A 22,220-nucleotide genomic window follows, 5' to 3' on the forward strand; every position below is an offset into this window, starting at 1 on the left:
GTTGTGCCCTGTGGTGGGAGCGTCAGCCCGCGTTGGCGGGGCTTTCCGATGCGCGCAGCACGGCCTCGTAGAGGGCGCGGATGTTGCCGCTGCCGAACGTCTTGGCGCCGTGCCGGTCGATGACCTCCAGGAAGTAGGTGCCCCTGGCGTGGATGGAGCGGGTGAAGATCTGGAACACCTCGCCCCAGTGGTCCCGGTCGACCAGCACGTTGGTGCGGCGCAACGCCTCGACGCCCAGGTCGACCCGACCCAGCCGCTCCTGCAGCGCGTCGTAGTAGCTGGCCGGGGTGGACAGGAACTGCACGCCGCGGTCGGCGAAGGTCTCCACCGAGCCGACGATGTCGTCGGTGAGGAACGCCAGGTGCTGCACGCCGGCGCCGTCGTGGCGGGCCAGGAAGTCGTCGATCTGACCCGGGCGGCGCGAGCTGTCCGGCTCGATCAGGGTGAAGGTGACCGTGGTGGACTTGCTCTGCACCACCTTGGAGTCCATCGCCTGGTCGCCGATCTCGATGTACTCCTCGAAGATCTGGTCGAAGTCGAAGACATCTCGGTAGAACTGCACGGTCTCGGTCAGCGTGCCCGCGGGCAGGCAGACGGCGATGTGGTCGACGACGTCGAGCAGGTTGTCGCCGTCCTCAACGTCCTGGGTCAGCATGCCGATGACGCCGGGCAGGAACTCGTCGCGCGCGCCGTGCCGCTCGATGAGGCGGTGCCGCACGTCGCCGAAGCCGATCACCTCGGCGATGACCACGGTGGTCTCGCCGTCGGTGAAGGTCTTGGGCTCGGCGACCGAGGTGGCGCCCCGGCTGATCGCCTGCTCGTAGGCGGCCTTCGCGTCCTCGACGGTGAACGCCAGGCTGGAAACACCATCGCCGTGGCGAGCGACGTACTGGGCGGCGGCGCTGCGCGGGTTGAGACCCGAGGTGAGCAGGAGCTGTATTCGACCGTGCCGCAGCAGCAGCGACCGGTCGTCGGGCAAGCTCGTCTCCGGCCCGCCCTGGCCCGCGACCCGGAAACCGAGCGCGGTGCACAGGTAGAACGCGGACTGCTGCACGTCACCCACGTACAGTTCCACGTGGTCGATGTCCTGGATATCCATTATCTCCCCCTCCGGGAAACAGACCTCACATGGTTGATCACAGGTTTACGGCACCGGAAACAAACGTGACCGAATCGCGCGGCCACGCTCAGGTCGGTAGTGGAGTGGACCGAATTCCCAGCACTGGAACATGTTTACCACAATTGCGTGATCATTGGTCCATAACCGCGTGGAACCGACACACATCACCACCGGTGCGGACGCAGGAGACCCGCTTGTCACGGACGGTGACGCCCATTCCCTGGAACCAGCCCTCGCGCATCTGCGGGCACGGGCACTCGTAGCCGTCGAGCGCGCGGGCGGCCTGCAACATCTTCAACGAGTAGTTCTTGGTGATGACGCTCTCCCACTCGTTGTCCCCGGTGACCTCGTGCTCGGCGCTCATCATCGCCTCGGTCCAGGAGATCTTCGGCACGGCGTCGAACCACTTGACGAACTCCTCGACCGACATGGCGGTGAAGTCGACCCCGTGCTGGTGGCGGTACCAGCGGCCGATCCGGCGGAACACGAACCGGATGGCCTCCGCGTTGATCTCGTTGGCCGCCTCCTGGCCGAACCTGCGCAGCACCCCCTGGTACCAGCGGGCGTCGTGCAGCCACCAGAACTCGTGCAGCGGCGGATCGTCCGGAAAACCGTGCGCGGAATCACCCGAATCGGAATCCACACCATTTCCGGCAATTCCGCATGCGCCATTCAGCTCAGCGCCCGACCGGTCTTTGTCGACTTCCGTGCCAGCCATGTCGGCGTCCCTTCCCCCCGGAATGTGACTGCTCCGCTCAGCCGAACCGCCGCGCCCGGCTGCTCGCCGGTGCCAGCGCCAGGCTGATGTTGTGCCCGCCGAACCCGAACGAGTTCGACAGCGCCACCGAAATCGGACCCTGCCGCGGCTTGTCGACGATGTGGTCGAGTTCGCACTTCGGGTCGACGTCGAGCAGGTTGTGCGTCGGCGGCAGGGTGGCCTTGGCGATCGCGATGGCGGTGACCGCCGCCTCGATCGCGCCCGCCGCGGCCAGCGAGTGCCCGATCACCGACTTGGTCGCGCTGACCGCGGGCGCGTGGTCGCCGAACACGTCGTGCACGGCCTTGGTCTCGGCGGCGTCGCCGCGCTTGGTGCTGGTGCCGTGCGCGTTGATGTAGTCCACATCGGACGGTGTGAGCCCGGCGTCGGCGACCGCCCGGCGCATCGCCTCGGCCGCGCCCTCACCGTCGGCGCGCGGCGCGGTCAGGTGGTGCGCGTCGGTCGTGCCGCCCCAGCCGATCAGGTCCGCGTACCCGGCGACACCGCGGGCGTCGGCGTGCTCGGCGCTCTCCAGCACCACCACGCAGGAGCCCTCGCTGAGCACGAAACCGTTGCGGCCCTTGTCGAACGGGCGGCTCGCCTGGGCCGGGTCGGCCCAGCCGTTGGCGGTGGCGCGGGCGTTGACGAACCCGGTGGCGATGCTCGGGTGCAGCGGCGCGTCGGTGCCGCCGCAGACCACCACGTCCGCCTCGCCGCCGCGGATGAGCCGCAGCCCCTCCGCGATGGACTGGGCACCGGCGGCGCACGCGGTCGCGATGGCCGCCGAGTAGCCGCGCAGGCCGAACCGCAGCGCGATCCGCGCGGCCGCCATGTTCGGCAGGATGCCGGGGATCATGTACGGGCTGATCCCGGTGCGGCCCTTGGCCCGGCGGGCGGACGCCTGGTCCTCGTAGGTGAGCAGGCCACCGCCACCGCTGGAGACCACAGTCGCGATCCGGTGCGGGTCGGCGTTCTCCCCCGGCACCAGGCCCGCGTCGGCCACGGCGTCGTCGGCGGCGGCCAGCGCGAGCAGGACGTAGCGGTCCAGGCACGGGTCGGCCCGGTCGTACAGCTCAGCCGGGTCGACGTCCGGGGCGACACCGGCGTTCTCGATCCAGGTGGCCACCACGTGGTCGCGCGGCGGGGTGACGATGCCGGACCGGCCCTCGCACTGCGCGTCGAACGTGGCGGTCAGCCCCCGGCCCGCGGGGGTGATCATCCCGATGCCGGTGATGACCACCGCTCGGCGAGTCGAGCGCATGGTTTCAGTGCGGCGTTCGATATTCACGTGGTCACCGGCTCTACCTGGGCGGCGGACCGCAGGCGGTCGGCGTGCTGCTGGCGGAGGACGACCTTGCGCACCTTGCCGGTCGGGCCGTGCGGGATGTCCTCCTCGTTCACCACGATGACCTCGCGGACGGTCGCGGCGACGTACTCGGGCAGCGACCGCTTCACCGACTCGGTGCGGTCGACCGAGGCGTCGGCGCCCGCGTTCAGGGTCAGCAGGATCGCGCTGGCCACCTGACCGTCGTCGTCCTTGACCGCGACGACGACGCAGTCGAGCACGTCGGAGTTCGCGGCGAGGACCCGCTCCTCGGACTGCGCGGTGTAGAGGCGCTTGCCCGAACCGAGGTCGATCGCGTCGACCGCGCGGTCGACGTGGTAGTAGAAGCCCTCGGCGTCGCGGTAGGCCAGGTCACCGGTGAGGAAGTAGCCCGCGAGGCGGCTGCGGTAGGTGGTGACCGAGTCGTTCCAGTAGCCCGGGGCCAGCGTTGGCGACCGCACACCGAGCTGGCCGACCTCGCCGACGGGCAGCTTGTCGCCGTTGTCGTCGAGCACCGCGATGTCGGCGAACGCGTGCGGCTTGCCGATGCAGCGGCCGTAGCGGTCGGTGTCCGGGGTGTGCGTGATGAAGAACTGCGAGTGGCCCATCTCGGTGGAGCCCAGGCCGTCGATGAACGCCGACCCGGTCACCTGGCTGACCCCGCTTGAGTTCACCACGGTGCGGGTGCCGACCGAGATCAGGCGGCGGATGTGCGCCTCGTGCGCGCAGTCACCGGTGTTCCACCAGAACTGCACGGACGACACGTCGTACTTGGTCAGGTCGTGCGCGACCAGCTCCGGCCAGGTCGCGGCGAAACCCAGCACGCAGGTCGGCTGCCAGCGGTCGACCGCGGCCAGCACCGCGGTGCCGGACTGCTCGGACAGGCAGAGCAGTTGCGACCGGTTGCTCAGCGCCAGGCTGGTGGCGATGACGATCGCGGCGTGGTTGGCGGGCAGCGCGCTCAGCATCCGGTCGACACCCTGGGCGCGCGGCAGGCGCAGCCGGTGCCGGACCGAGGCGAACAGGCTGGAGTGCGAGGCGACGACGGCCTTCGGCATGCCGGTGGTGCCCGACGAGTGGGTGATCACCACCGGGTCGTCGGCGTGGTGGCGGTACTGCTCCGGCGCGGCCGCCGGGTCGCCGCCCGCCAGGTCGGTCACGTCGATGAACTGGTCGACGCCCTCGACGCGGTCACCCAGCGCGGCGCGGTGGGCGGCGTCGGTCAGCACGGCGACCGGGCGCAGCCGGGTGATGTAGACGGCGGCGGTCTCGCCGGGCAGGTTCCGGTTCACCAGCGCCGGGATCGCGCCGAAGCGGGACAGGGCGAGGTAGTTGAGCACCAGGTCCGCGGCGCTGGAGACGTAGATGGCGACCGGGTCGCGCGACCGGATCCCCTTGGCGTAGAACACCGACGCCCGCGCGGCCACCTGGAACTCCAGCTCCCGCAGCGTCAGCGCCTGCCACGCGGGGTGGCCGTCGACGTCGGTGTCGAAGCTGAGCGTCGGCTCGTCGAGGCCGTAGCCGTTGTGCACGAGCGTGCTGAGCACGTTGCCGATCCCCAGGTCGGGGTTGGCGGCCAACTGCGCCCGGGTTGTCTTGACGGTCACTGCGAAACTCCTTCGGTCGTACTTCGGGCGCTGCTCAGACGGTTGGGCCCCTGCCGAGCAGGAGCGCGTGCGCGCTGTCGGTCGCCTGGTCCACCAGGACGAGCAGGACCTCGTCGGCGGCGTCGTCGGCGATCAGCAGGTCGGCGAGGGACAGCGCGTCGGCGGTCGGGTCGCCGACCGGGCTGGTGCACACCACCGGCCCGCGCAACCCCCAGGTCACCGCGACCCGGCCCGCCGCGGAGTTGGCCACGGACTGGAAGAACAGGATCGGCGGCATCCGGCGGCCGCGGTCGACCGCCTGGGCCACCGCGGTCGCGGTGCCGACGTCGCCGCGGGTGCTGACCACGACGACCGCGGTGCGGTCACCGCGCGCGGGGTCGGCGGGCGCCTCGCCGTGCACCTGGCGCAGGCACTCGTCGGCGGCCTGGGCGATCAGCGGCGCGAAGGACGAGCTGACGAACCCGGGCAGCGGCGCCGGTTCGGCCGGGCCGCCCGCGCTCGGGAACCGCCCTTCCGCGCGGACGACCAGGTCCGCCACCATGCCACCATCCACAATGGACTTGTCCACAACAGACCCGTCCAGAGTGGGCAGACCGGCGTCCGTCGTCGTCATGCCCGTGCCACCACCAATGCCGTGTTCGCGCCGCCGAACGCGGCGTTGACGGAGAGCGCGTGGTCGACCTCGCGCTCCATGGGCCGGTCGAGCACCAGGTTCAGCCCGAGCTTGTCGTCCGGACCGGAGTAACCGGCGTTGACCGGCAGCCGACCGGTGCGCAACGCGTGCACCGTGACGGCCAGTTCGAGCAGACCACCGGCCTGCAGGGTGTGCCCGTGCACCGACTTCGACGAGCTGACCGGGACACGCCGCGCGTGCTCGCCCAGCGCCCGGTGCAGCGCGACGGCCTCGGCGGCGTCGCTCTGCGCCGTGCCGGTGCCGTGCGCGTTGACGTAACCGATGTCGGCGGGCGCTCGGCCCGCCTTGCGCAGTGCCGCGGTGATCGCCCTGGTCATCCCGCCGCCGTCCGGGTCGGGCTGGGTGATGTGGTACGCGTCGCCAGCCCGCCCCCACCCCGCGATCCGGGCCAGCGCCGTGGCGCCACGCTCGGCCGCCGCGGTCGCGGACTCCAGCACCGCCGCGGCGACGCCGTCGCCGAGCAGCATGCCCTGCCTGCCCGTGCTGAACGGCCGGACCCGGCCGTCGGGGGCCAGCGAGCGACCCGCGTCGAACAGGGCGAAGTTGTCCTGTTCGACCAGGTAGCCCGCCGCGATCACCACCCGCTCCACGCGGCCGTGCGAGATCAGCGTCGCCGCGTCGGCGACCGCCGTGCTCGCCGCCACGCAGGCGGTCATGTACGCGCGGGGCGCGGGACCCAGGCCGGTCCGCTCGGCCAGCGACTCGGCGATGGCGCCGGGGCCGGTCCGCTCGTCCTCGGGCAGCCGGGCCACCGCCGGGTCGCCGTGCACGGCGACCAGCAGCGGGCTCGCCGACCGGCGCACCGGGTCCAGACCGGCCTGCGCGCAGGCAGTGCCGATCATGGACACCAGCTCGTCGGCCAGCACCGGGTCGCCGGGCAGTTGGGCGGCCAGGTCCGTGCGGTAGCGACCGGCGTCGAACCGGGTCACCGGCACGAACGCGCTGTCCCCCACCGCCGTCCGCTCACCCAGCGCGGCCAGGTCCCACCCGGTTCCCGCGATCGCGGCCAACCCGGTGATGACGACCTCGTGCCGCCCGCCCCCGTCCCGTGCCCCGCGCGCCTCAGCCATCCGTGCGACCGCCCACCAGTTCGGTGAGCACCTCGGCCGCGGCGGCCACGGTGTTCATCCTGGACAGGTCGGCGTCCTCCAGGTCGAGCTCGACGCCGTAGCGCTGCTCGGTCTGGTGCAACAGCCAGGCCAGCTCCAGCGAGTCGAGGTCGTCGGAGTCTCCTTTGGACACCTGGGCGCGGTAGCCGGAGACCATCTCCAGCACGTCCTGCCTGCTCAACCGGGCGGGCGCCGCGGTCACCGGCCGGTCACTCACGAACACTGCCCTCGGCGACCGGCTCGAGGCGGGCGGCGATGTTGTCGACGAACTCGTCGATGGTCATCAGCGACACCTGCTCGATCTCGTCCTCGTCGATCTTGACGCCGAACCGGTCCTCCAACTGCACGGTCAGCTCGGCCATCGACAGCGACTCCAGGTCGAGGCCCGCCGGGCCGAGCTGGGTGTCGCCGGAGACGTCCGGGGTGGCGTACTGCAGGCCCACCAGCGCGTCGATGACGAACGCGCGCACTTCTTCCTTGCCGCTCATGGGAATTCCTCTCCGGACCTTCTCGGACATCACTACCGGACTACCGGCGGGGATCTCGCCGTCCCCGCCGCGGGGCGCGGCCGACCGGGCGCCGACCCGGGTGGGCCGTGCCTGGGGACCGACGTGTGGTGCTGGATGTGCTGGGTCTGCTAGGTCTGCTGCTCGGCCTGGACGGCCTCGGCCGCCGCGCGCAGGGCTACCCGGTCGCGCAACAGCTTTCCGCTGGACGTGCGTGGCATGGTCGGCAGCACGTGCACCGCGCGGGGGCGCTTGTAGCCCGCCAGCCGCTCGCGCAGGAACCCGTCGATGTCAGTGCTTGCCGTACCACTGGAACTGTCGGTGGCGACGACGGAAACGTAAGCCTTGATCCCCTCGTCGTAGAGGACGACCGCCGATTCCACCCCGGGCGCGGCGGCCAGGGTCTGCTCGACCTCGGTCAGGTCCACCTTGAGACCGCCGATGGACACCTGCGAGTCCAGCCTGCCCCTGATGGTGACCCGACCGGTGTCCGGGTCGACCTCGCCCGCGTCGCGGGTGCGCAGCCAGCCGTCGGCCCAGCGGGTCGGGTCGACCGGTCCGATGTAGGGGGACCGCTCCCGGCTGAGCAGCACCTCGCCGTCGACGACCCGGACCGCGATGCCGCGGGTCGGGGTGAGCGACGGCCGGTGCGCGCCCTCGATGTCGGTCGCGATCACGCCGAGCTCGGTCATCCCGTACATGTTGCCCAGGGTGATGCCGTACCCCTCGGTGACCGCGCGCCAGAGCTCGGGGCGGACCAGCTCGCCGCCGGTGATCATGCGCCGGAACCGCGGCAGGCTGGGCGGTTCGGCGACCGCGGCCAGGATCTCGGCCTGGGACGGGACGCCGATCAGGGTGGTCGGCTGGTCGCCGTCGGCCAGCGCCTTGAGGATGCCGTCGATGGTCAGCCGCGGCGGCACCACCATGGGCACACCGGCGTGCAGGCCGTGCAGCAGACCGCCGACCAGACCGAGCACGTGCACCATGGACCCCAGCACCACCGCGCGTTCGCCGCGGCGCGGGAAACCCTCGATGGCGTCGTAGCGGTCGAGCTCGTCGACCACGTCCGCCGCGGTCCGACCGATGATCTTGGACGGTCCGGTCGAGCCGGAGCTGAGCTGGATCAGCGAGTGCGGGGTGCGCGCCGGGACGCCCGGCTCGTAGCGCAGGTAGTCCGGGTCCACCTCGTACACCGCGCGCAGCGCACCGGAAGCGGGTTTCGCCGGCTGCACGAGCACCTGCGGGAGCAACCGGTCGAGCGCGCCGTCGATCTCGTGCGGGGTCAGCCGGTAGTCCAAAAGGGACACTTGGGCGCCCAGCCGCCACGCGGCCAGCAGCACGGTCACGAAGCACAGCGACGGGGGCAGTCGCAATGCGACCGACCCGCCGGGGCGGACCCCGACAGCGGCCAACTCGCCCTCGCGCTGTTGCACCATGCGGCGCAACGCGGTTCGGTCCACCTGGGTGCCGAAGTGCAGCGCGAGCTCGGTGTCCGGCCCGCGCAGCAGGAGTTCGTCCACCCACGACCCGGCCGCGGGCGCGCCGTCCACAGTGACGGCACCCCCCGCCGCGACCGGGGATAAGTGGGTCTCGCTCGGCATGTGTTTCCCCCTATTCGAACGCCTGTGGGAAATAGGGAAAGATCCGGTGATCGAACCTGTGATCGACTTGTGGAGCACACCTGCGGGTAAACCTGCTACATCGTCAAACGGCGAACAGCAGTACTGCGCACAACACCACCGGGAGGCGAAACCGGTCGCACCCACGCGTCAGGGCACCCGGCAACTTGACCCTCGACAACCACGTTACTGCGGTCAATCCGGCGAACGCAAGCGATTCGGAAAACTCGTCAACGTCGACGCGGTCACATCCCCAGACAAAGATCGAATGAACATCTCGACCATAAGTGAGCACGCAGCGATTGCGCGCAGGAGAAGCGTACCGCCGGGTAGATACAGCGAACGACGGGAACATCGGAAACCCAATCGTGTGGTATCCAGCGAAATAGGACAGTCCAACCCGGACCGTACGCTAAGGGAGCAATCCCGGGCCTATGTCGGCCAACCGGGGAGCACCGGCGAGCACCATCGCCTCCGCCAGCTCGTCGCGCAGCAGGCCGAGCACCGCACCGGCGCCCGCGGCGCCCGCCACGGCCAACCCGTGCAGCACCGGCCGTCCGACCAGCACCGCGTCCGCGCCGAGGGCCAGCGCCTTGAGCACGTCGGTGCCCCGGCGCACGCCGCCGTCGACCAGCACCGGTACCCGCCCGGCCACCTCGCGCGCCACCGCGGGCAGCGCGTCGACCGCCGCAATGGCCGAATCGAGCTGACGACCCCCGTGATTGGACACGATGACGCCGTCAACCCCGTGTTCCACGGCCAACCGCGCGTCGTCCGGGTGCAGAATTCCCTTGAGCAGCACCGGCAACCGGGTGAATTCTCGCAACCACCCGAGATCCGACCACGTGATCGTCGGGTCGAATTGCTCCCGGGAATGACTCTGAATCGACGAACCGGATTCGCCCGTTTGCGCGACCGCCATCGCGGCCGGGTCCACATTGGCCGCCGTGATATCCGGGGGAACCGTGAATCCGCTTCGCAGGTCCCGAAGCCTGCGGGCCACCCGCGGCGCGTCCACGGTGAGGACCAGTGCGCGAATTCCCGCGTCCTCGGCCCGGCGGATCAGATCGGCCAACGCGTCCCGGCGGCGCAGCCAGTACAACTGCAGCCACAGCGGGGCGGTGGTCACCGCGGCGACGTCGGCGAAGGTGCGGCTGGCGAACATGCTCAGCACGAACGGCACGCCGTGCTCGGCGGCGGCGCGCGCGGTGGCCACCTCGCCGTCCGGGTGCGCGAGCCGGTGGTATGCCATGGGCGCGATGCCGATCGGCGCCCGCACCGGGTCACCGAGCAGCGTCGCGCCCAGGTCCGTCTTCGCCACGTCGACCAGCACCCGCGGTCGCAGGGCCAGCCGGTCGAACGCGGCGCGGTTGGCACCCAGGGTGATCTCCGCCCCGCTGCCGCCCTGCAGGAAACCCCAGGTGGGCTCCGGTAATCGGTCCTCGGCCGCCGTCTCGTAGTCCGCCAGGCACAGCAAGTCGCCCATCCCCTGACTCTCCGCCACGAAAGTCCCCCCACCACTGATGCCACAGGTCGATGCCCTTCCGGTGGGCCGGGACAACGCGTCCCGGCCCACCGGTCGACCTCGGCCGTCAGTGTACCCAACAAGGCCGATCGTTCGTACGTTTTTCTCCCCAGACAGCGGTTTATCGACCGTTGCCCACGTCAGAGCGGTAGCAGGGGTCCAGAAACAGGGGTCAGGCGTTGGGCCAGTTCAGCGACACCGCGCGCTCGGCGAGCATCAGCACCGGCAGCGTGGTGGTCGACCGCGGGCTCACCGGGATCGCGGCGGCGTCGATGACCCACAGGTCGTCGATCCCGCGCACCCGGCAGGTCTCGTCAACCACGGCACCGGCGTCCGAGTCGACCCCCATCCGGCAGGTGGCGACCGGGTGGTTGTACGTGCCGACCGTCGCGTGCACCGCCTGGACGAGGTCCGCGTCCGCGACCCCCGCGCCGGGCAACCGCTCCGCCGACACGACACTCGCCAGCGGCGACTGCTCGACCAGCCTGCGGATCACCCGCAGCCCCTCGGCGACCCGCTCGGCGTCGCGCGGATCCCGGTAGATGCCCGTGTCGACGACGGGCAGGGCGGCCGGGTCGGCGGAGGCCAGCCGCACCGAGCCGACCGAGTGCGGGGCGACCAGCGCCGAGGTCATCCGCAGGTCGAACCCGGTCGGGTGGCCCTCGGCCGGGCGGGCGGGCATCGCGGCCATGGCGTGGATGTGCACGTCCACGTCCGGCTCGGCCGGGCTGGTCTTGATCGACAGCATCGTGCGCAGCGGCGCGGGCCGCTGCGCCGGGCGGTCCTCGGCGACGGCGAAGATCGCCGGGGTGGCCGGGTGCTCCAGCAGGACCGAACCGACGCCGGGCAGGTCGGCGACCACGTCCACGCCGACCTCGCGCAGGTGCTCGGCCGGGCCGACCCCCGAGCGCAGCAGGATCGCCGGGCTGCCGTAGGCGCCCGCGCTGAGCACGACCTGCTTGGCGGTGATCTCCTCACCGGAGGCCAACCGGACACCGACCGCGCGGCCGTCGCGGATCAGCACGGTGTCCACCTCGGCGTCCGACCGGACGGTGAGGTTCGGCCGGTCGGCGGCGTCGGCCAGGTACACCAGCGCCGCGTTGTAGCGCCTGCCGCCCACCTGGTTGAGCGGGGTGCTGCCCGCGCCCAGCGAGTCGGGCGCGTTGTGGTCGTCGACCAGCGCGAAACCCGCCTTCTCGCAGGCGGTCAGGAAGCGCTCCTGGGTGTCGGTCAACTCGTCGCGGGCGTACCGCCGGATCGGGACCCGGCCCGCTGGCACCCGCGGCTCGGCGTTGTAGTCGTGCTCGATGGCCTGGTAGACGGGCAGCACCTCGTCCCAGGACCAGCGCGGCAGGCCCAGATCCGCCCACGCGCGGTGGTCGGTGGGCCTGCTGCGCAGGGCGACGCAGAAGTTGACGGCGGTCGACCCGCCGACGACCTTGCCGCGCGGGATCGGGAACGTGTGCCCACCGTTGACCAGCGGGGCGCTCACGACCCCCCAGTCGTGGTCGCGCGGGAAGCCGAGCCCGTCGAGCAGCTCCGGCGGCCACTGCTCCTCGGTGGCGTAGTGCGGACCCGCCTCGAGCAGCAGCACCGAGCGGTTGGCGTCCTCGGTGAGCCTGGCGGCCACCACGCAGCCCGCTGCGCCCGCGCCGACGACGATCACATCGTGTGTCATGAACCCGATCTTCGTGTGAGTGCCAGTGATGGGGTAGCGCCGATCAGTCGACCCGGACCGGGAGCGTGCTCAGCCCGCGGATGAGGGTGTTGGACTGCCACACCAGACTGGCCGGGTCGACCGCCAGCCGCAGCTTGGGGAAACGGGTCAGCAGCTTCTCGAAGGCGACCCTGCCCTCGATCCTGGCCAGCGGGGCGCCGACGCAGTAGTGGATGCCGTGGCCGAAGGTCATGTGCCCGCCCATCGGCCGGGTGATGTCCATCCGGTCCGCCTCTGTGAAGAACTCGCCGTCCCGGTTGGCCGAGGTGAGGATGGTGGCCACGAACGAGCCCGCCGGGATGGTGGCCCCGCCGATCTCCACGTCCTCGGTCGAGTACCGCATCATCGAGGTGTTCGCCGGGCCGTCGTAGCGCAGGAACTCCTCGACCGCGTTGGGCAGCAACGTGAAGTCCGCGCGCAGCTTGGCCAACTGGTCGGGGTGGGTGAGCAGGCTGAGCGTGCCGTTGCCGATCAGGTGCACCACGGTCTCGTGCCCGGCGAACAGGGTGAGGAACGCCATCGACACGACCTCGACCGCGGTGAGCTGCTGGTCCTCGTCGCGGGCGGTGATCAGCGCGGTGAGCAGGTCGTCCTCGGGGTGGCGCTGCTTCTCGGCGATCAGCTCGATCAGGTAGGCGGCCATCGCGGCGGCCGAGGACTTGGCGGCCTCGGACCGGTTGTCCGAGGTGAGCGCGACCGGGGCGCTGTCGGTGCCCACGTCCAGCGCCCAGCCGTGGAACGCGGTGCGGTCGGCCGCGGGCACGCCGAACAGGTCGCAGATCACGGTCAGCGGGAGCGGGCTGCCGAACTGGGAGATCAGGTCGACCTCGCCGGACGGGTCGATCGCGTCGAGCAGGTCGTCGACCAACTGGAGGACGTTGGGCTTGAGGCCCTCCATCCGGCGCGGGGTCAACGCCTTGGCCATGAAGCGGCGCAGCCGGGTGTGGTCCGGCGGGTCGACGTTGAGCAGGTGCCTGCCGAACTGGGTGCCGTACTCCTCCTGGGTGGGCGGCACGTCCGAGCCGGTCTCGACCATCTTGCGGCCGCGGACCAGGTCGCTGGAGAAGCGGCGGTCCGCCATCACCGCCCGGACGTCCTCGTGGCGGGTGACCATCCAGACGCGCAACCCGTTGGGCATCAGGACCTCGCGCACCGGCGACTCGGCGCGCAGCCGGTCGTAGATCGTGTGCGGGTCCTGCATGTCGGTGACCTTGAAGACGAACAGGTCCTTGTCCTCGGGGCGGGCGGATTGTTGGTCTTGCCGTAAGGCGCTTTCCTGAGACACGACACTCCTCGGTTGGACCGGATCGGCTCTGCTATCCCCCGTCGCAGTCTGACGACCGGACGCGCCCGAGACTAACACGAAAGGCCGATCGGTCGTGCGGCTTATTTTAGTACGCTGTACTAAACGTGACCGACCGACCTGCGCCGACCCTCCCTCCCAATCGGACGGACCCGAACGCCGCCACCACCGGAAACACCGGCCCCGCGCGGCGGCATCCGGACCAAACCGGCGTAGGATCGACATCCACCGCACAACCACCGTCCCCGCGAAATCCCCCAAGAGAGTGTTGAGTGATGACCCAGGCTCGAGTGGACGGACGTGTCCAACGGGGCAACCACACGCGCGGGCTGGTCGTGGCCCGCGCGGTCGAGATCGCTTCAGTGGAAGGGCTCACCAGCCTGTCGCTGGGCAGGCTGGCCGGTGACCTCGACCTGAGCAAGAGCGGGGTGTTCGGGCTGTTCGGCTCCAAAGAGGAGCTGCAATTGGCCACAATCGACGCCGCGCTGCGGATCTACGCCGAGACCGTGATCGCCCCGGTGCTGGAGCTGCCGCCCGGGGTGGACAAGGTGTGGCGGCTGTGCGAGAGCTGGCAGGACTACTCCCGGGGCCGCGTCTTCCCCGGCGGCTGCTTCTTCTTCGCCGTCTCCGCCGAGTTCGACGCCCAGCCGGGCCGGGTCCGCGACACCCTGGCCGAGCTGTCCGGCCGCTGGTCCCGGCTGATCGAGACCACCATCGACGCGGCGAGGGCGATCGGCGAGGTCACCGCCGAGGTGCCCAGCGAGCAGGTCGCCTTCGAGCTGATCTCGTTCATGGAGACCGCGAACGCCAACTCGGTGCTCAACGACGACTTCTCCGTCTACGACCGCTCCCGCGCGGCCATCCTGCGGGTGCTGCGCGGCATCGCCACCGACCCGGGCCTGCTCCCCGTGAGCTGACGAGGCGGGCTGAAGGGGTACGGGGTCCACGCCACCCCATCGGGCGCACCCCTTCCCACCCGGTGGACGTCCCGGCGCCGTGGTTGACCGACATCGGGACCGGTGTTCGGATGGACCCGTGTCCACCGCGAAGCCCGCCCGCCGCCTGACCAGGCGCAGGCACGTCGACTTCGCCCGGGTCTGCAGTCAGGCCTGTCCGCGCTGAACCCCTCTCCCGGCACCGTCCCCGTTCGGCGGTGTCCTCGGCGTGCCCGGCAACCCCCGTGGAGTCACCCGTGCCCGAAGCCCATGACGTCCGTCCGCTCCAGTTCGCCTACTGGGTGCCCAATGTGAGCGGTGGCCTCGTTGTCAGCGACATCGAGCAGCGCACCGACTGGTCGTATGAGTACAACCGGAAACTCGCCGTGCTGGCCGAGGACAACGGGTTCGACTACGCGCTGACCCAGGTTCGCTACATGGCGAGCTACGGCGCGGCCTACCAGCACGAGTCGACCAGCTTCAGCCTGGCGCTGCTGCTGGCGACCACCCGGCTCAAGGTCATCGCCGCGGTGCACCCCGGGCTGTGGCACCCGGCGGTGCTGGCGAAGCTGATCGCCACCGCCGACCACCTGTCCGCGGGCCGGATCGCGGTGAACGTGGTGTCCGGCTGGTTCAAGGGCGAGTTCACCGCCCTCGGCGAACCCTGGCTGGAGCACGACGAGCGCTACCGGCGCGCCGAGGAGTTCATCCGGGTGCTGCAGGCGAGCTGGACCGCCGAGCGGGCCGAGTTCGCCGGTGACTTCTACCGGCTGCGCGGCTACGACCTCAAGCCCAAGCCGGTGCAGAGTCCACACCCGGAGATCTTCCAGGGCGGCAACTCCACCGCGGCCCGCGCCATGGCCGGTCGGGTGTCGGACTGGTACTTCAGCAACGGCAAGGACTTCGACGGCGTCGCCGAGCAGGTGGCCGAGGTCGGCGCCGCCGCGGCGGCGAACGGGCGGCGGGTCCGGTTCGGCCTCAACGGTTTCCTCATCGCCAGGGACACCGAGGCCGAGGCCCGCGAGACGCTGCGCGAGATCGTCGCGAAAGCCGACCCGGAGGCGGTGCGCGGATTCCGCGACGCCGTGCGCCAGGCGGGCGGCTCCACGACCGACGGGAAGGGGATGTGGGCGGACTCCTCGTTCGACGACCTGGTGCAGTACAACGACGGGTTCCGCAGCAAGCTGATCGGCACCCCGGAACAGATCGCCCACCGGCTGGTCGACTACCGCGCCCGCGGCGTCGACCTGGCCCTGCTCGGATTCCTGCACTACCACGAGGAAGTCGAGTACTTCGGCAGCCACGTGCTCCCCATCGTGCGCGCTCTCGAGGCCGACGCCGACCGCGGCGCAGGCGTACCCGAACCGATCCCGGTGAAAGGCTGAACTCGTGACCACGACCGCTGACTGGACCAAGACCGCGCCCACCGACGCCCGAGGCTGGCTGGACCGCGCCGCCGAGGTGTCGGCCCTGCTCGCCGTCGACGCCGTCACCCGCGACCGGGAGGGGAAGACCCCGCACGCGGAAATACAGTTGCTGAAGGACTCCGGGCTGGTGACGCTGCTCGGCCCGACCGGGCACGGTGGCGGCGGGCAGGACTGGCCGACCGCGTACCGGGTCATCCGGGAGATCGCGAAGGCGGACGGGTCCATCGGCCAACTGCTCGGATACCACTACCTGTGGTTCTGGGCGGCGCGGCTGGTCGGCACACCGGACCAGATCGCGGCGGTGGAGGAACTGGCGACGACCAACCGGTTCTTCTTCGGTGGGGCGGTGAACCCGCGCGACTCCGACCTGACCATCACCGAGGACGGCGACGACATCGTCTACAACGGACGGAAGTCGTTCTCCACCGGGAGCAAGGTGTCCGACCTGACCGTCCTGGAAGGGGTGCTGGCGGGCACGGACAAGCACATCTTCGCGATCGTGCCGTCCGACAGCGAGGGCATCACCTTCCACGACGACTGGGACAACATCGGCCAGCGGCTCACCGAGTCCGGCAGCGTGACCATCACCGACGTCCGGGTGCCGTGGGCCAGTGCCGCCGGGTACGTCGACAAGGAGTTCACGCCCAGGGTCTACAACACGCTGAACGTGCCGGTGATCCAACTGGTGTTCGTGAACTTCTACCTCGGCATCGCCCGCGGCGCGCTGGAGACCGCCCGCACCTACACGACCGAGAAGACGCGGCCGTGGCTCTACAGCGGCCACACCCGCGCCGTCGACGAGCCCTACATCCTCGACACCTACGGCGATCTCACCGCCAAGCTCTGGGCGGTCGAGGCGTTCGCCGACCAGGTGGCCGTCGAGGCGGACGCCATCCACCGGGCACCCGACGCCGTCACCGAACGCGGCCGCGGCGAACACGAGATCCGGGTCGCCGCCGTCAAAGCGCGGGCGACCGAGGTCGCCCTGGAGATCACCGCGGGTGTATTCGAGGTCACCGGCGCCCGCTCCACCGCGAGCCGCGAGGGCCTGGACCGGTTCTGGCGCAACGTGCGCACGCACACCCTGCACGACCGCGTCGCCTACAAACGCCGTGAGGTCGGCACCTTCATCCTCACCGACGAGATCCCCCAACCCACCTGGTACTCCTGAGGAGCCCCCGTGTCCACGATCGTCGTCCTCTCCGGCAGCCCCTCCGCCACCTCCCGCACGGCCGCCCTCGCCGAACTCCTCGCCGCCCGCCTGCGCACCGACGGGCACACCGCGCGGCTGATCCGCGTGCGCGACCTGCCCCCGGTGGCGCTGCTGCACGCCGACGTCACCGACCCGGCCATCGTCGAGGTCGCGGCGGCCATCGAGGCGGCCGACGGCGTGGTGGTGGCCAGCCCGGTCTACAAGTCCGCCTACACCGGCGTGCTGAAGGCCCTGCTGGACCTCCTGCCGCAGTTCGCGCTGGCGGGCAAGACCGTGCTGCCGGTGCTGACCGGCGGCAGCCCGGCCCACGTGCTCGCCCTCGACTACGCGCTGCGGCCGGTGCTCTCGTCCCTGGGCGCGCACCACGTGGTGCCGGGCTGGTTCGTGCTCGACCAGCACATCACCGTGACCGACGCGGGCGTGGTGCTGGACCCGGTGGCCGAGGGGCCGCTGCTCTCGGTGGTGGACACCTTCTCCCGGGTACTGCCGGTCGCGGCCTGAAGCCGGGGCGAGCTGGGAAAGGGGCGGATTTCCGGGAAATCCGCCCCTTTCCCTTGCTACGGACGCAGCAGTGGCTTGACCACCTTGCGGTTGTCCATGTCGGCGTAGGCGTCGGCGACGGTGGTGAGGCTGTAGTCCGCGTCGAAGACCTTGCCAGGGTTGATTTTCCGGTTCAGCACGTCGGTCAGGAGTTCCGGCAGGTAGGCGCGGACCGGGGCGACGCCGCCCGCGACGGAGATGTTGTTCGAGAAGAGGTGGCGGACGGGGAACTCGGGGCCACCGGCGGGGACCCCGACGTAGCCGATGCGGCCGCCGGGGCGCACGGAGTAGAGGGCCTGGTCCATGGATTGCTTGGTGCCGACGCATTCGAGGACGGCGTCAGCGCCGCCGGAGAGCAGGTCGCGGACCTCTTGGACGCCGTCGTCGCCACGGGCGGAGACGATGTCGGTGGCGCCGAAATCGGTGGCCAGCGCCTGCCGGTCGGCGTGCCGGGACATGGCGACGATCCGCTCCGCGCCGAGGCGGGCGGCGGCGAGGACAGCGCTGAGGCCGACCGCGCCGTCGCCGACCACGACGACCGTGTCGCCCTTGCCCACCTTGGCGGACACGGCGGCGTGGTGGCCGGTGCCGAGCACATCGGACAGGCTGAGCAGGCTGGGCACCAGGTCCTGGTCGGGTGCCTCGGGGGTGGCGACGAGGGTGCCGTCGGCGAACGGCGACACGACGTACTCGGCCTGGCCGCCGCCGGTCGGGTACCCGGCGCGGACCTCGCCACCCCAGTACCCGCCGCGCTCGCAGGACGTGTGGATCCCGTTGCGGCACGCGGCGCAGGTGCCGTCGCTGATCGCGAACGGGGCGATCACGAAGTCCCCCGGCCGAACCGTGCGGACCTCGGTGCCGACGTCCTCCACGACACCGACGAACTCGTGCCCCATCTGACGCGGGCCGTCCTGCGGGTTGACGCCCCGGTACCCCCACAGGTCCGAACCGCACACGCAGGACGCGACGATCCGCACCAGCGCGTCGGTCGGCCGCTGCACGACCGGGTCGGGCAGGTCTTCGAGCCGGACGTCACCCGCACCGTGCATCACGGTGGCGCGCATAGGTCATTCCTCCACAGTAGACAGATAATTTCCGGGGCCGGGTCAGGCCATCGCGCGGCGCAGCGCGGCGAGCACCAGCTCGACCCGGTCCGGCCGGGCGTTGTGGCCCATCAACCCGATGCGCCACACCGAACTGGCGAACGCGCCGACCCCGGCGCCGATCTCGATGCCGTACTCGGTGAGCAGGACCTGGCGGACCTTCGCCGAGTCGACCCCCTCGGGCACCCGGACGGTGGTCAGCTCCGGCAGCCGGTGCCCCTCGGCGGCGAACAGCTCCAACCCCAACTCGCGCAGGCCGTCGTGCAGTTGGGCGCCCGCGGCGCGGTGCCGCTCCCACACCTGCTCCAAGCCCTCCTCCATGACCCGGCCGAGCGCGGCGTGCAGCGAGGCGATCATGGCGACCGGCGCGGTGTGGTGGTACGTGCGGCCACCACCGGAACCGTCCACATAGGCCCCGATGAGGTTCAGGTCCAGGTACCACGTCGGCGGGCGCTGGACGCGGCGGTCCCACGCGCGCGGCGACACGGTGAACGGCGCGAGGCCCGGCGCGACCCCGAGGCACTTCTGGGTGCCCGAGTACGCGATGTCGACCCCCCACCCGTCGACGGCGACCTCGATGCCCGCCAGCGACGTGACGCAGTCCGCCAGCACCAGCCCGCGCTCATCCCGCTTGTGCACCGCGAGCGACAGTTCGCGGATGTCGCTGCGCACACCGGTCGACGTCTCCGCGTGCACCGCGGCCACCAGCGAGGGCTCCGGGTGCGCGGCCAGCACCCGCTCGGTGTCCACCGGGGTTCCCCAGTCGTGGTCCACCCGGACCACATCGGCACCGTACCGACCGGCCACCTCGACCATCCGCTCGCCGAACATCCCGTTCACACCGACGACCACCACGTCGCCCGGGTGCACGAAGTTCGCGAACGCCGCCTCCATGCCGATGGAACCGGTGCCCGACAACGGTAACGTGCGCGCGTTCGCCGTTCCCCACACCACCCGCAGGCGGGTGCAGGTCTCGTCGAGGACGCGGAGGAACTCCGGGTCGAGGTGCCCGAGCAGCGGGGCGGCCAGGGCGGCCGTCGCCTCCGGGTACGGGTTCGACGGTCCGGGGCCGAGCAGGGTGCGGTCAACCAGTGCCATGCCGGGAACTCTACGGACGCAGCCCCGCCTCCGCCTCAAGTTGTCCACAGGCCAACACCGGCCCTGGCAACGACGGCGAACCCGACGGGGACACCGGCGCCGCGACCGGGTCGGCGTACCCGCGCCACATGATCCCCACCGCGTACGGCACCAGGTCCCGGCCACGCCGCCACAGCCACGGGATGCCCTTGATGACCAGCCACGCCACGTGCGCCGCCGGACTGGCCTGCAGACCGCCCTCGCAGGCCAGGCTCACCGGGTTCCGGACCACGCAGCCCCGCGCGGCCAGCACCTCGGCGAACCCCTTGGCCAGCAGGCGGTGCCCCAGCTCCGACGGGTGCAGCCGGTCCACGCTCCAGGCCGTGGTCTCGTAGGCGCCGGGCAGGCCGTCGAGGTCCAGGTACGGCGCCCCGGTCGCGGCGACCACGGCGTCGATCATCACGTTGAGCCGCTCGATCCGGGTCCGCAGCGCCCGGCGCAGCGACGTCGGCAGCCGGAACACCCGCGCGTGGTCGTGGTAGCGGGCCAGCACGACGACGGTGCCGACCCGCTGCAGCTCGGCGACGACGTGGGTCAGGTCGACCCGCATCTCCTCCGGGTCGAAGTCCGACCGGAGCGTGTCGTTCATGCCGACGATCACCACCGCCGCGTCCGGCCGGGCCGCCAGCGCCGCCGGGAGCTGTTCGGCGCGGACGTCGGCCATCCTGGCCCCGGTCACCGCGACGTTGTGCGGCACGGCGCCCAGCGCGTCGGCCAGCAGCGGCCCGATCCCGCGCCACCGGCCGCCGGGCAGCGGGTCGCCGATGCCCACGGAGGTCGAGTCGCCGAGGACGGCCAGCGTGCCCGCCGCCCAGGCGCCGTTCGGTGCCGTGGCCGGTCTCGTGGTCGGTGTGATGGTGGGTGTGGTGGTCGGTGTGCTGCGTTCGGTCCCCAGCGCGGTCACGCGGACTACGATGCGACCCCATGGCTCACCGGCGGTGAGATCGCGGTGTCCGTGCGGGGTCGGACCGGCGAAGACTTCGGTTTCAGTCGAACGCGGGGTAGAGCGGCAGCGAACGTTCGCCGAACCGCGCCGTGAGGGCCGTGACAACGCCCTCGGCGTGCTCGGCCACCTCGACCGCGTGCGCCCGCCGCGCCGCCGCCGCCAGCCCCGCCCACCTGGCCACCAGCACGTCGGCCTGGTGCGGTCGGGACACGGCGCCGCCGGAGCCGAGCTGCTCCACGTCCGGCACGGTCAGGTACTGCCAGGTGGTCAGCCACACCCAGAACACCTGGGCGTCGAGCAGCCGGGGCAGCAGCACGGTGTCGTCGTCGAGGTCGGGCCACATCACCCGGACCTCGGCCCGCCAGGCGGCGAGCATCGCGTCGGTCATCCCGGGCGGCAGCGCGTAGGCGCACCAGCAGGAGGGGAACGGGACGGTGAGGTAGGCGGCGTCGAACATCATGTTCCGCACGCAGCCGCCCTCGAAGTCGAGGAACCGGACACCGCGGTTGGTGATCAGGTTGTTGTCCGGGCAGGAGTCCGACGGGCTGAACGCCCGGTGCCGCGCGGTGTCGAGCAGGGCCAGCGTCCGCCGGGCCGCGTCGTGCGCGGCGGCCGAGGTCACCACCCCGTACTCGGTCCGGAGTAACAGCGGCAGCGCCTCGACGGCGATGGGGCCGTCCACGGTCAGCGGGTCCTTCGACTTGGGCGGGCTGAGCCTGCGCAGCAGGGCGTCGAAGTCGGCCTCGCGGCCCGCGGTCGAGGCGTGCAGGCGGCCGAGCGAGCGGGCCCAGGACAGCAGGGCACCCTCGGCGGCGCGGGCGTCGTCGCCGTGCAGCTTCTCGGCGAGCGTGGGCGCCCGGCCCAGGTCCTCCATGACCAGCAGGTTGGTGCCGGGGTCGTGCGCGAACAGCTCCGGGCACATCCGGTCCTCGGCGGCCAGCGCGGTGAACAACTGGTAGCTGACCGCCTCGCGGACCCAACTGTCCCGGGTGGCGGTGCCCGCCGGGTGGACGTACCGCTTGACGGCGAGCGTGCGCGGGAGCGAGAACGGGCTGGCGGCCACCTTGACCCGCAGCACGATGGAGCGTTCGCTGCCGCCGAGGTCTTCCGGCTCGGCGAGCCGGATGCGGGCGCCGAAGCGCTTGGTGAGCACGGACTCCGCGGCCACCACGGTGGCCAGTACGTCCGCGCTGGGCTGGACGGGTTCGCCGGGGCCGCCCGGTTCGCCGGTGCCCGGCGGATCGGCGGCGATCTCCACACTCATCTCCTCTGACCCTACTCCCGATCGTAGGGGGCCGAACCGGCCCGGTGAGCTGTACCTGAGATTGCCTCGTGCAAGTCCACGTGCTGGCGCAGGTCTCCACGATGGCCGCCCGCGCCGCTGTTGACCAGATGACCGTAATGGTCGGAACCGATTCGCGACGAGGGGCCTGCCAGGAAATCACAGCGGTGTCCCAGTATCCGGTTTGTCACCCACCACAGAGTTCCCACCGGGTGGGAAGATCACCCGCCGCCGCCCGCGGGCAAGAACCGCGGTACACCGGACACCGACCGCGCACCGACCGCGCCGGGGCGCGAATAAGAGCAGGTCAACAGCGTGAACCGCCGCCGGAGCGCGGAAAACGCGCCCCGGCGGAT

20 protein-coding genes are annotated in these 22,220 nt (G+C 71.3%); 4 read left to right on the plus strand and 16 right to left on the minus strand.

Translation table 11 applies throughout. From position 1 onward, the window contains the following. Positions 1–22 precede the first annotated feature (22 nt). The 12 genes from hppD to H504_RS0126775 form a co-directional block, all read right to left on the minus strand. Positions 23–1,099, minus strand: coding sequence for a 4-hydroxyphenylpyruvate dioxygenase (hppD, locus tag H504_RS37200; RefSeq protein ID WP_035306290.1), 1,077 nt, complete (start codon positions 1,097–1,099; stop codon positions 23–25). Between the two features lie 151 nt (positions 1,100–1,250). After that, positions 1,251–1,763 carry an L-2-amino-thiazoline-4-carboxylic acid hydrolase gene (locus H504_RS0126725; RefSeq protein ID WP_051386301.1) on the minus strand — a complete coding sequence of 171 codons (513 nt, stop codon included), beginning with the start codon at positions 1,761–1,763 and terminating at the stop codon, positions 1,251–1,253. 112 nt (positions 1,764–1,875) lie between these two features. Beyond that, positions 1,876–3,138 carry a beta-ketoacyl-[acyl-carrier-protein] synthase family protein gene (locus tag H504_RS0126730; protein WP_026425277.1) on the minus strand — a complete coding sequence of 421 codons (1,263 nt, stop codon included), beginning with the start codon at positions 3,136–3,138 and terminating at the stop codon, positions 1,876–1,878. Positions 3,139–3,161: 23 nt separating this feature from the next. Then, the gene (locus tag H504_RS0126735) at positions 3,162–4,808 is read right to left on the minus strand and encodes a class I adenylate-forming enzyme family protein (RefSeq protein ID WP_026425278.1); all 1,647 of its coding nucleotides are present in this window, start codon (positions 4,806–4,808) and stop codon (positions 3,162–3,164) included. A 34-nt stretch (positions 4,809–4,842) separates the two neighbouring features. After that, complete coding sequence (locus tag H504_RS0126740; RefSeq protein ID WP_211239404.1) at positions 4,843–5,421, minus strand: beta-ketoacyl synthase chain length factor; 579 nt, start codon at positions 5,419–5,421, stop codon at positions 4,843–4,845. Then, positions 5,418–6,572 carry a beta-ketoacyl synthase N-terminal-like domain-containing protein gene (locus H504_RS37205; RefSeq protein ID WP_051386302.1) on the minus strand — a complete coding sequence of 385 codons (1,155 nt, stop codon included), beginning with the start codon at positions 6,570–6,572 and terminating at the stop codon, positions 5,418–5,420. The genes H504_RS0126740 and H504_RS37205 overlap by 4 nt, the downstream gene beginning before the upstream one ends. Further along, complete coding sequence (locus H504_RS0126750; protein ID WP_211239405.1) at positions 6,565–6,828, minus strand: hypothetical protein; 264 nt, start codon at positions 6,826–6,828, stop codon at positions 6,565–6,567. The genes H504_RS37205 and H504_RS0126750 overlap by 8 nt, the downstream gene beginning before the upstream one ends. Beyond that, entirely contained in the window at positions 6,821–7,099 is a 279-nt protein-coding gene (locus H504_RS0126755; RefSeq protein ID WP_026425281.1) for an acyl carrier protein, read from the minus strand. Before H504_RS0126755 ends, H504_RS0126750 begins: the two co-directional genes overlap by 8 nt. A gap of 149 nt (positions 7,100–7,248) precedes the next feature. Beyond that, positions 7,249–8,718, minus strand: coding sequence for a class I adenylate-forming enzyme family protein (locus H504_RS0126760; protein WP_084468251.1), 1,470 nt, complete (start codon positions 8,716–8,718; stop codon positions 7,249–7,251). A gap of 430 nt (positions 8,719–9,148) precedes the next feature. Then, positions 9,149–10,222 carry an alpha-hydroxy acid oxidase gene (locus tag H504_RS0126765; protein ID WP_026425283.1) on the minus strand — a complete coding sequence of 358 codons (1,074 nt, stop codon included), beginning with the start codon at positions 10,220–10,222 and terminating at the stop codon, positions 9,149–9,151. A 211-nt stretch (positions 10,223–10,433) separates the two neighbouring features. Then, positions 10,434–11,939: a GMC family oxidoreductase gene (locus H504_RS0126770; protein ID WP_035306295.1), complete on the minus strand. Its 1,506-nt coding sequence runs from the start codon at positions 11,937–11,939 to the stop codon at positions 10,434–10,436. Positions 11,940–11,982: 43 nt separating this feature from the next. After that, positions 11,983–13,263 carry a cytochrome P450 family protein gene (locus H504_RS0126775; RefSeq protein WP_245614467.1) on the minus strand — a complete coding sequence of 427 codons (1,281 nt, stop codon included), beginning with the start codon at positions 13,261–13,263 and terminating at the stop codon, positions 11,983–11,985. Positions 13,264–13,556: 293 nt separating this feature from the next. On the opposite strand from H504_RS0126775, the gene H504_RS0126780 reads away from it, so the two are divergent. The 4 genes from H504_RS0126780 (at position 13,557) to ssuE (ending at position 17,357) form a co-directional block, all read left to right on the plus strand. Continuing rightward, a complete protein-coding gene (locus H504_RS0126780; RefSeq protein WP_026425286.1) occupies positions 13,557–14,198 on the plus strand; it encodes a TetR/AcrR family transcriptional regulator in 642 nt (213 codons plus the stop codon). 275 nt (positions 14,199–14,473) lie between these two features. Next, positions 14,474–15,601: a dimethylsulfone monooxygenase SfnG gene (gene sfnG / locus H504_RS0126785; protein ID WP_026425287.1), complete on the plus strand. Its 1,128-nt coding sequence runs from the start codon at positions 14,474–14,476 to the stop codon at positions 15,599–15,601. A 4-nt stretch (positions 15,602–15,605) separates the two neighbouring features. After that, positions 15,606–16,814 (plus strand): acyl-CoA dehydrogenase family protein, encoded by a 1,209-nt coding sequence (locus H504_RS0126790; protein WP_026425288.1) that lies wholly within the window; start codon positions 15,606–15,608, stop codon positions 16,812–16,814. A 9-nt stretch (positions 16,815–16,823) separates the two neighbouring features. Continuing rightward, positions 16,824–17,357 carry an NADPH-dependent FMN reductase gene (gene ssuE, locus H504_RS0126795; protein ID WP_026425289.1) on the plus strand — a complete coding sequence of 178 codons (534 nt, stop codon included), beginning with the start codon at positions 16,824–16,826 and terminating at the stop codon, positions 17,355–17,357. 56 nt (positions 17,358–17,413) lie between these two features. On the opposite strand, the gene H504_RS0126800 is transcribed toward ssuE, so the two are convergent. The 4 genes from H504_RS0126800 to H504_RS0126815 all read right to left on the minus strand — a co-directional run bounded on the left by H504_RS0126800 (position 17,414) and on the right by H504_RS0126815 (position 21,846). Next, positions 17,414–18,460, minus strand: a complete 1,047-nt coding sequence (locus tag H504_RS0126800; protein ID WP_026425290.1) for a zinc-dependent alcohol dehydrogenase family protein — start codon at positions 18,458–18,460, stop codon at positions 17,414–17,416. A 42-nt stretch (positions 18,461–18,502) separates the two neighbouring features. Next, positions 18,503–19,597: a pyridoxal-phosphate-dependent aminotransferase family protein gene (locus tag H504_RS0126805; protein WP_026425291.1), complete on the minus strand. Its 1,095-nt coding sequence runs from the start codon at positions 19,595–19,597 to the stop codon at positions 18,503–18,505. Positions 19,598–19,607: 10 nt separating this feature from the next. Next, the gene (locus H504_RS37210; RefSeq protein ID WP_342668802.1) at positions 19,608–20,540 is read right to left on the minus strand and encodes an SGNH/GDSL hydrolase family protein; all 933 of its coding nucleotides are present in this window, start codon (positions 20,538–20,540) and stop codon (positions 19,608–19,610) included. 82 nt (positions 20,541–20,622) lie between these two features. Beyond that, positions 20,623–21,846: a hypothetical protein gene (locus H504_RS0126815; protein ID WP_026425292.1), complete on the minus strand. Its 1,224-nt coding sequence runs from the start codon at positions 21,844–21,846 to the stop codon at positions 20,623–20,625. Positions 21,847–22,220 lie beyond the last annotated feature (374 nt).

The organism is Actinokineospora inagensis DSM 44258 (genome assembly GCF_000482865.1).
Lineage (GTDB): Bacteria > Actinomycetota > Actinomycetes > Mycobacteriales > Pseudonocardiaceae > Actinokineospora > Actinokineospora inagensis.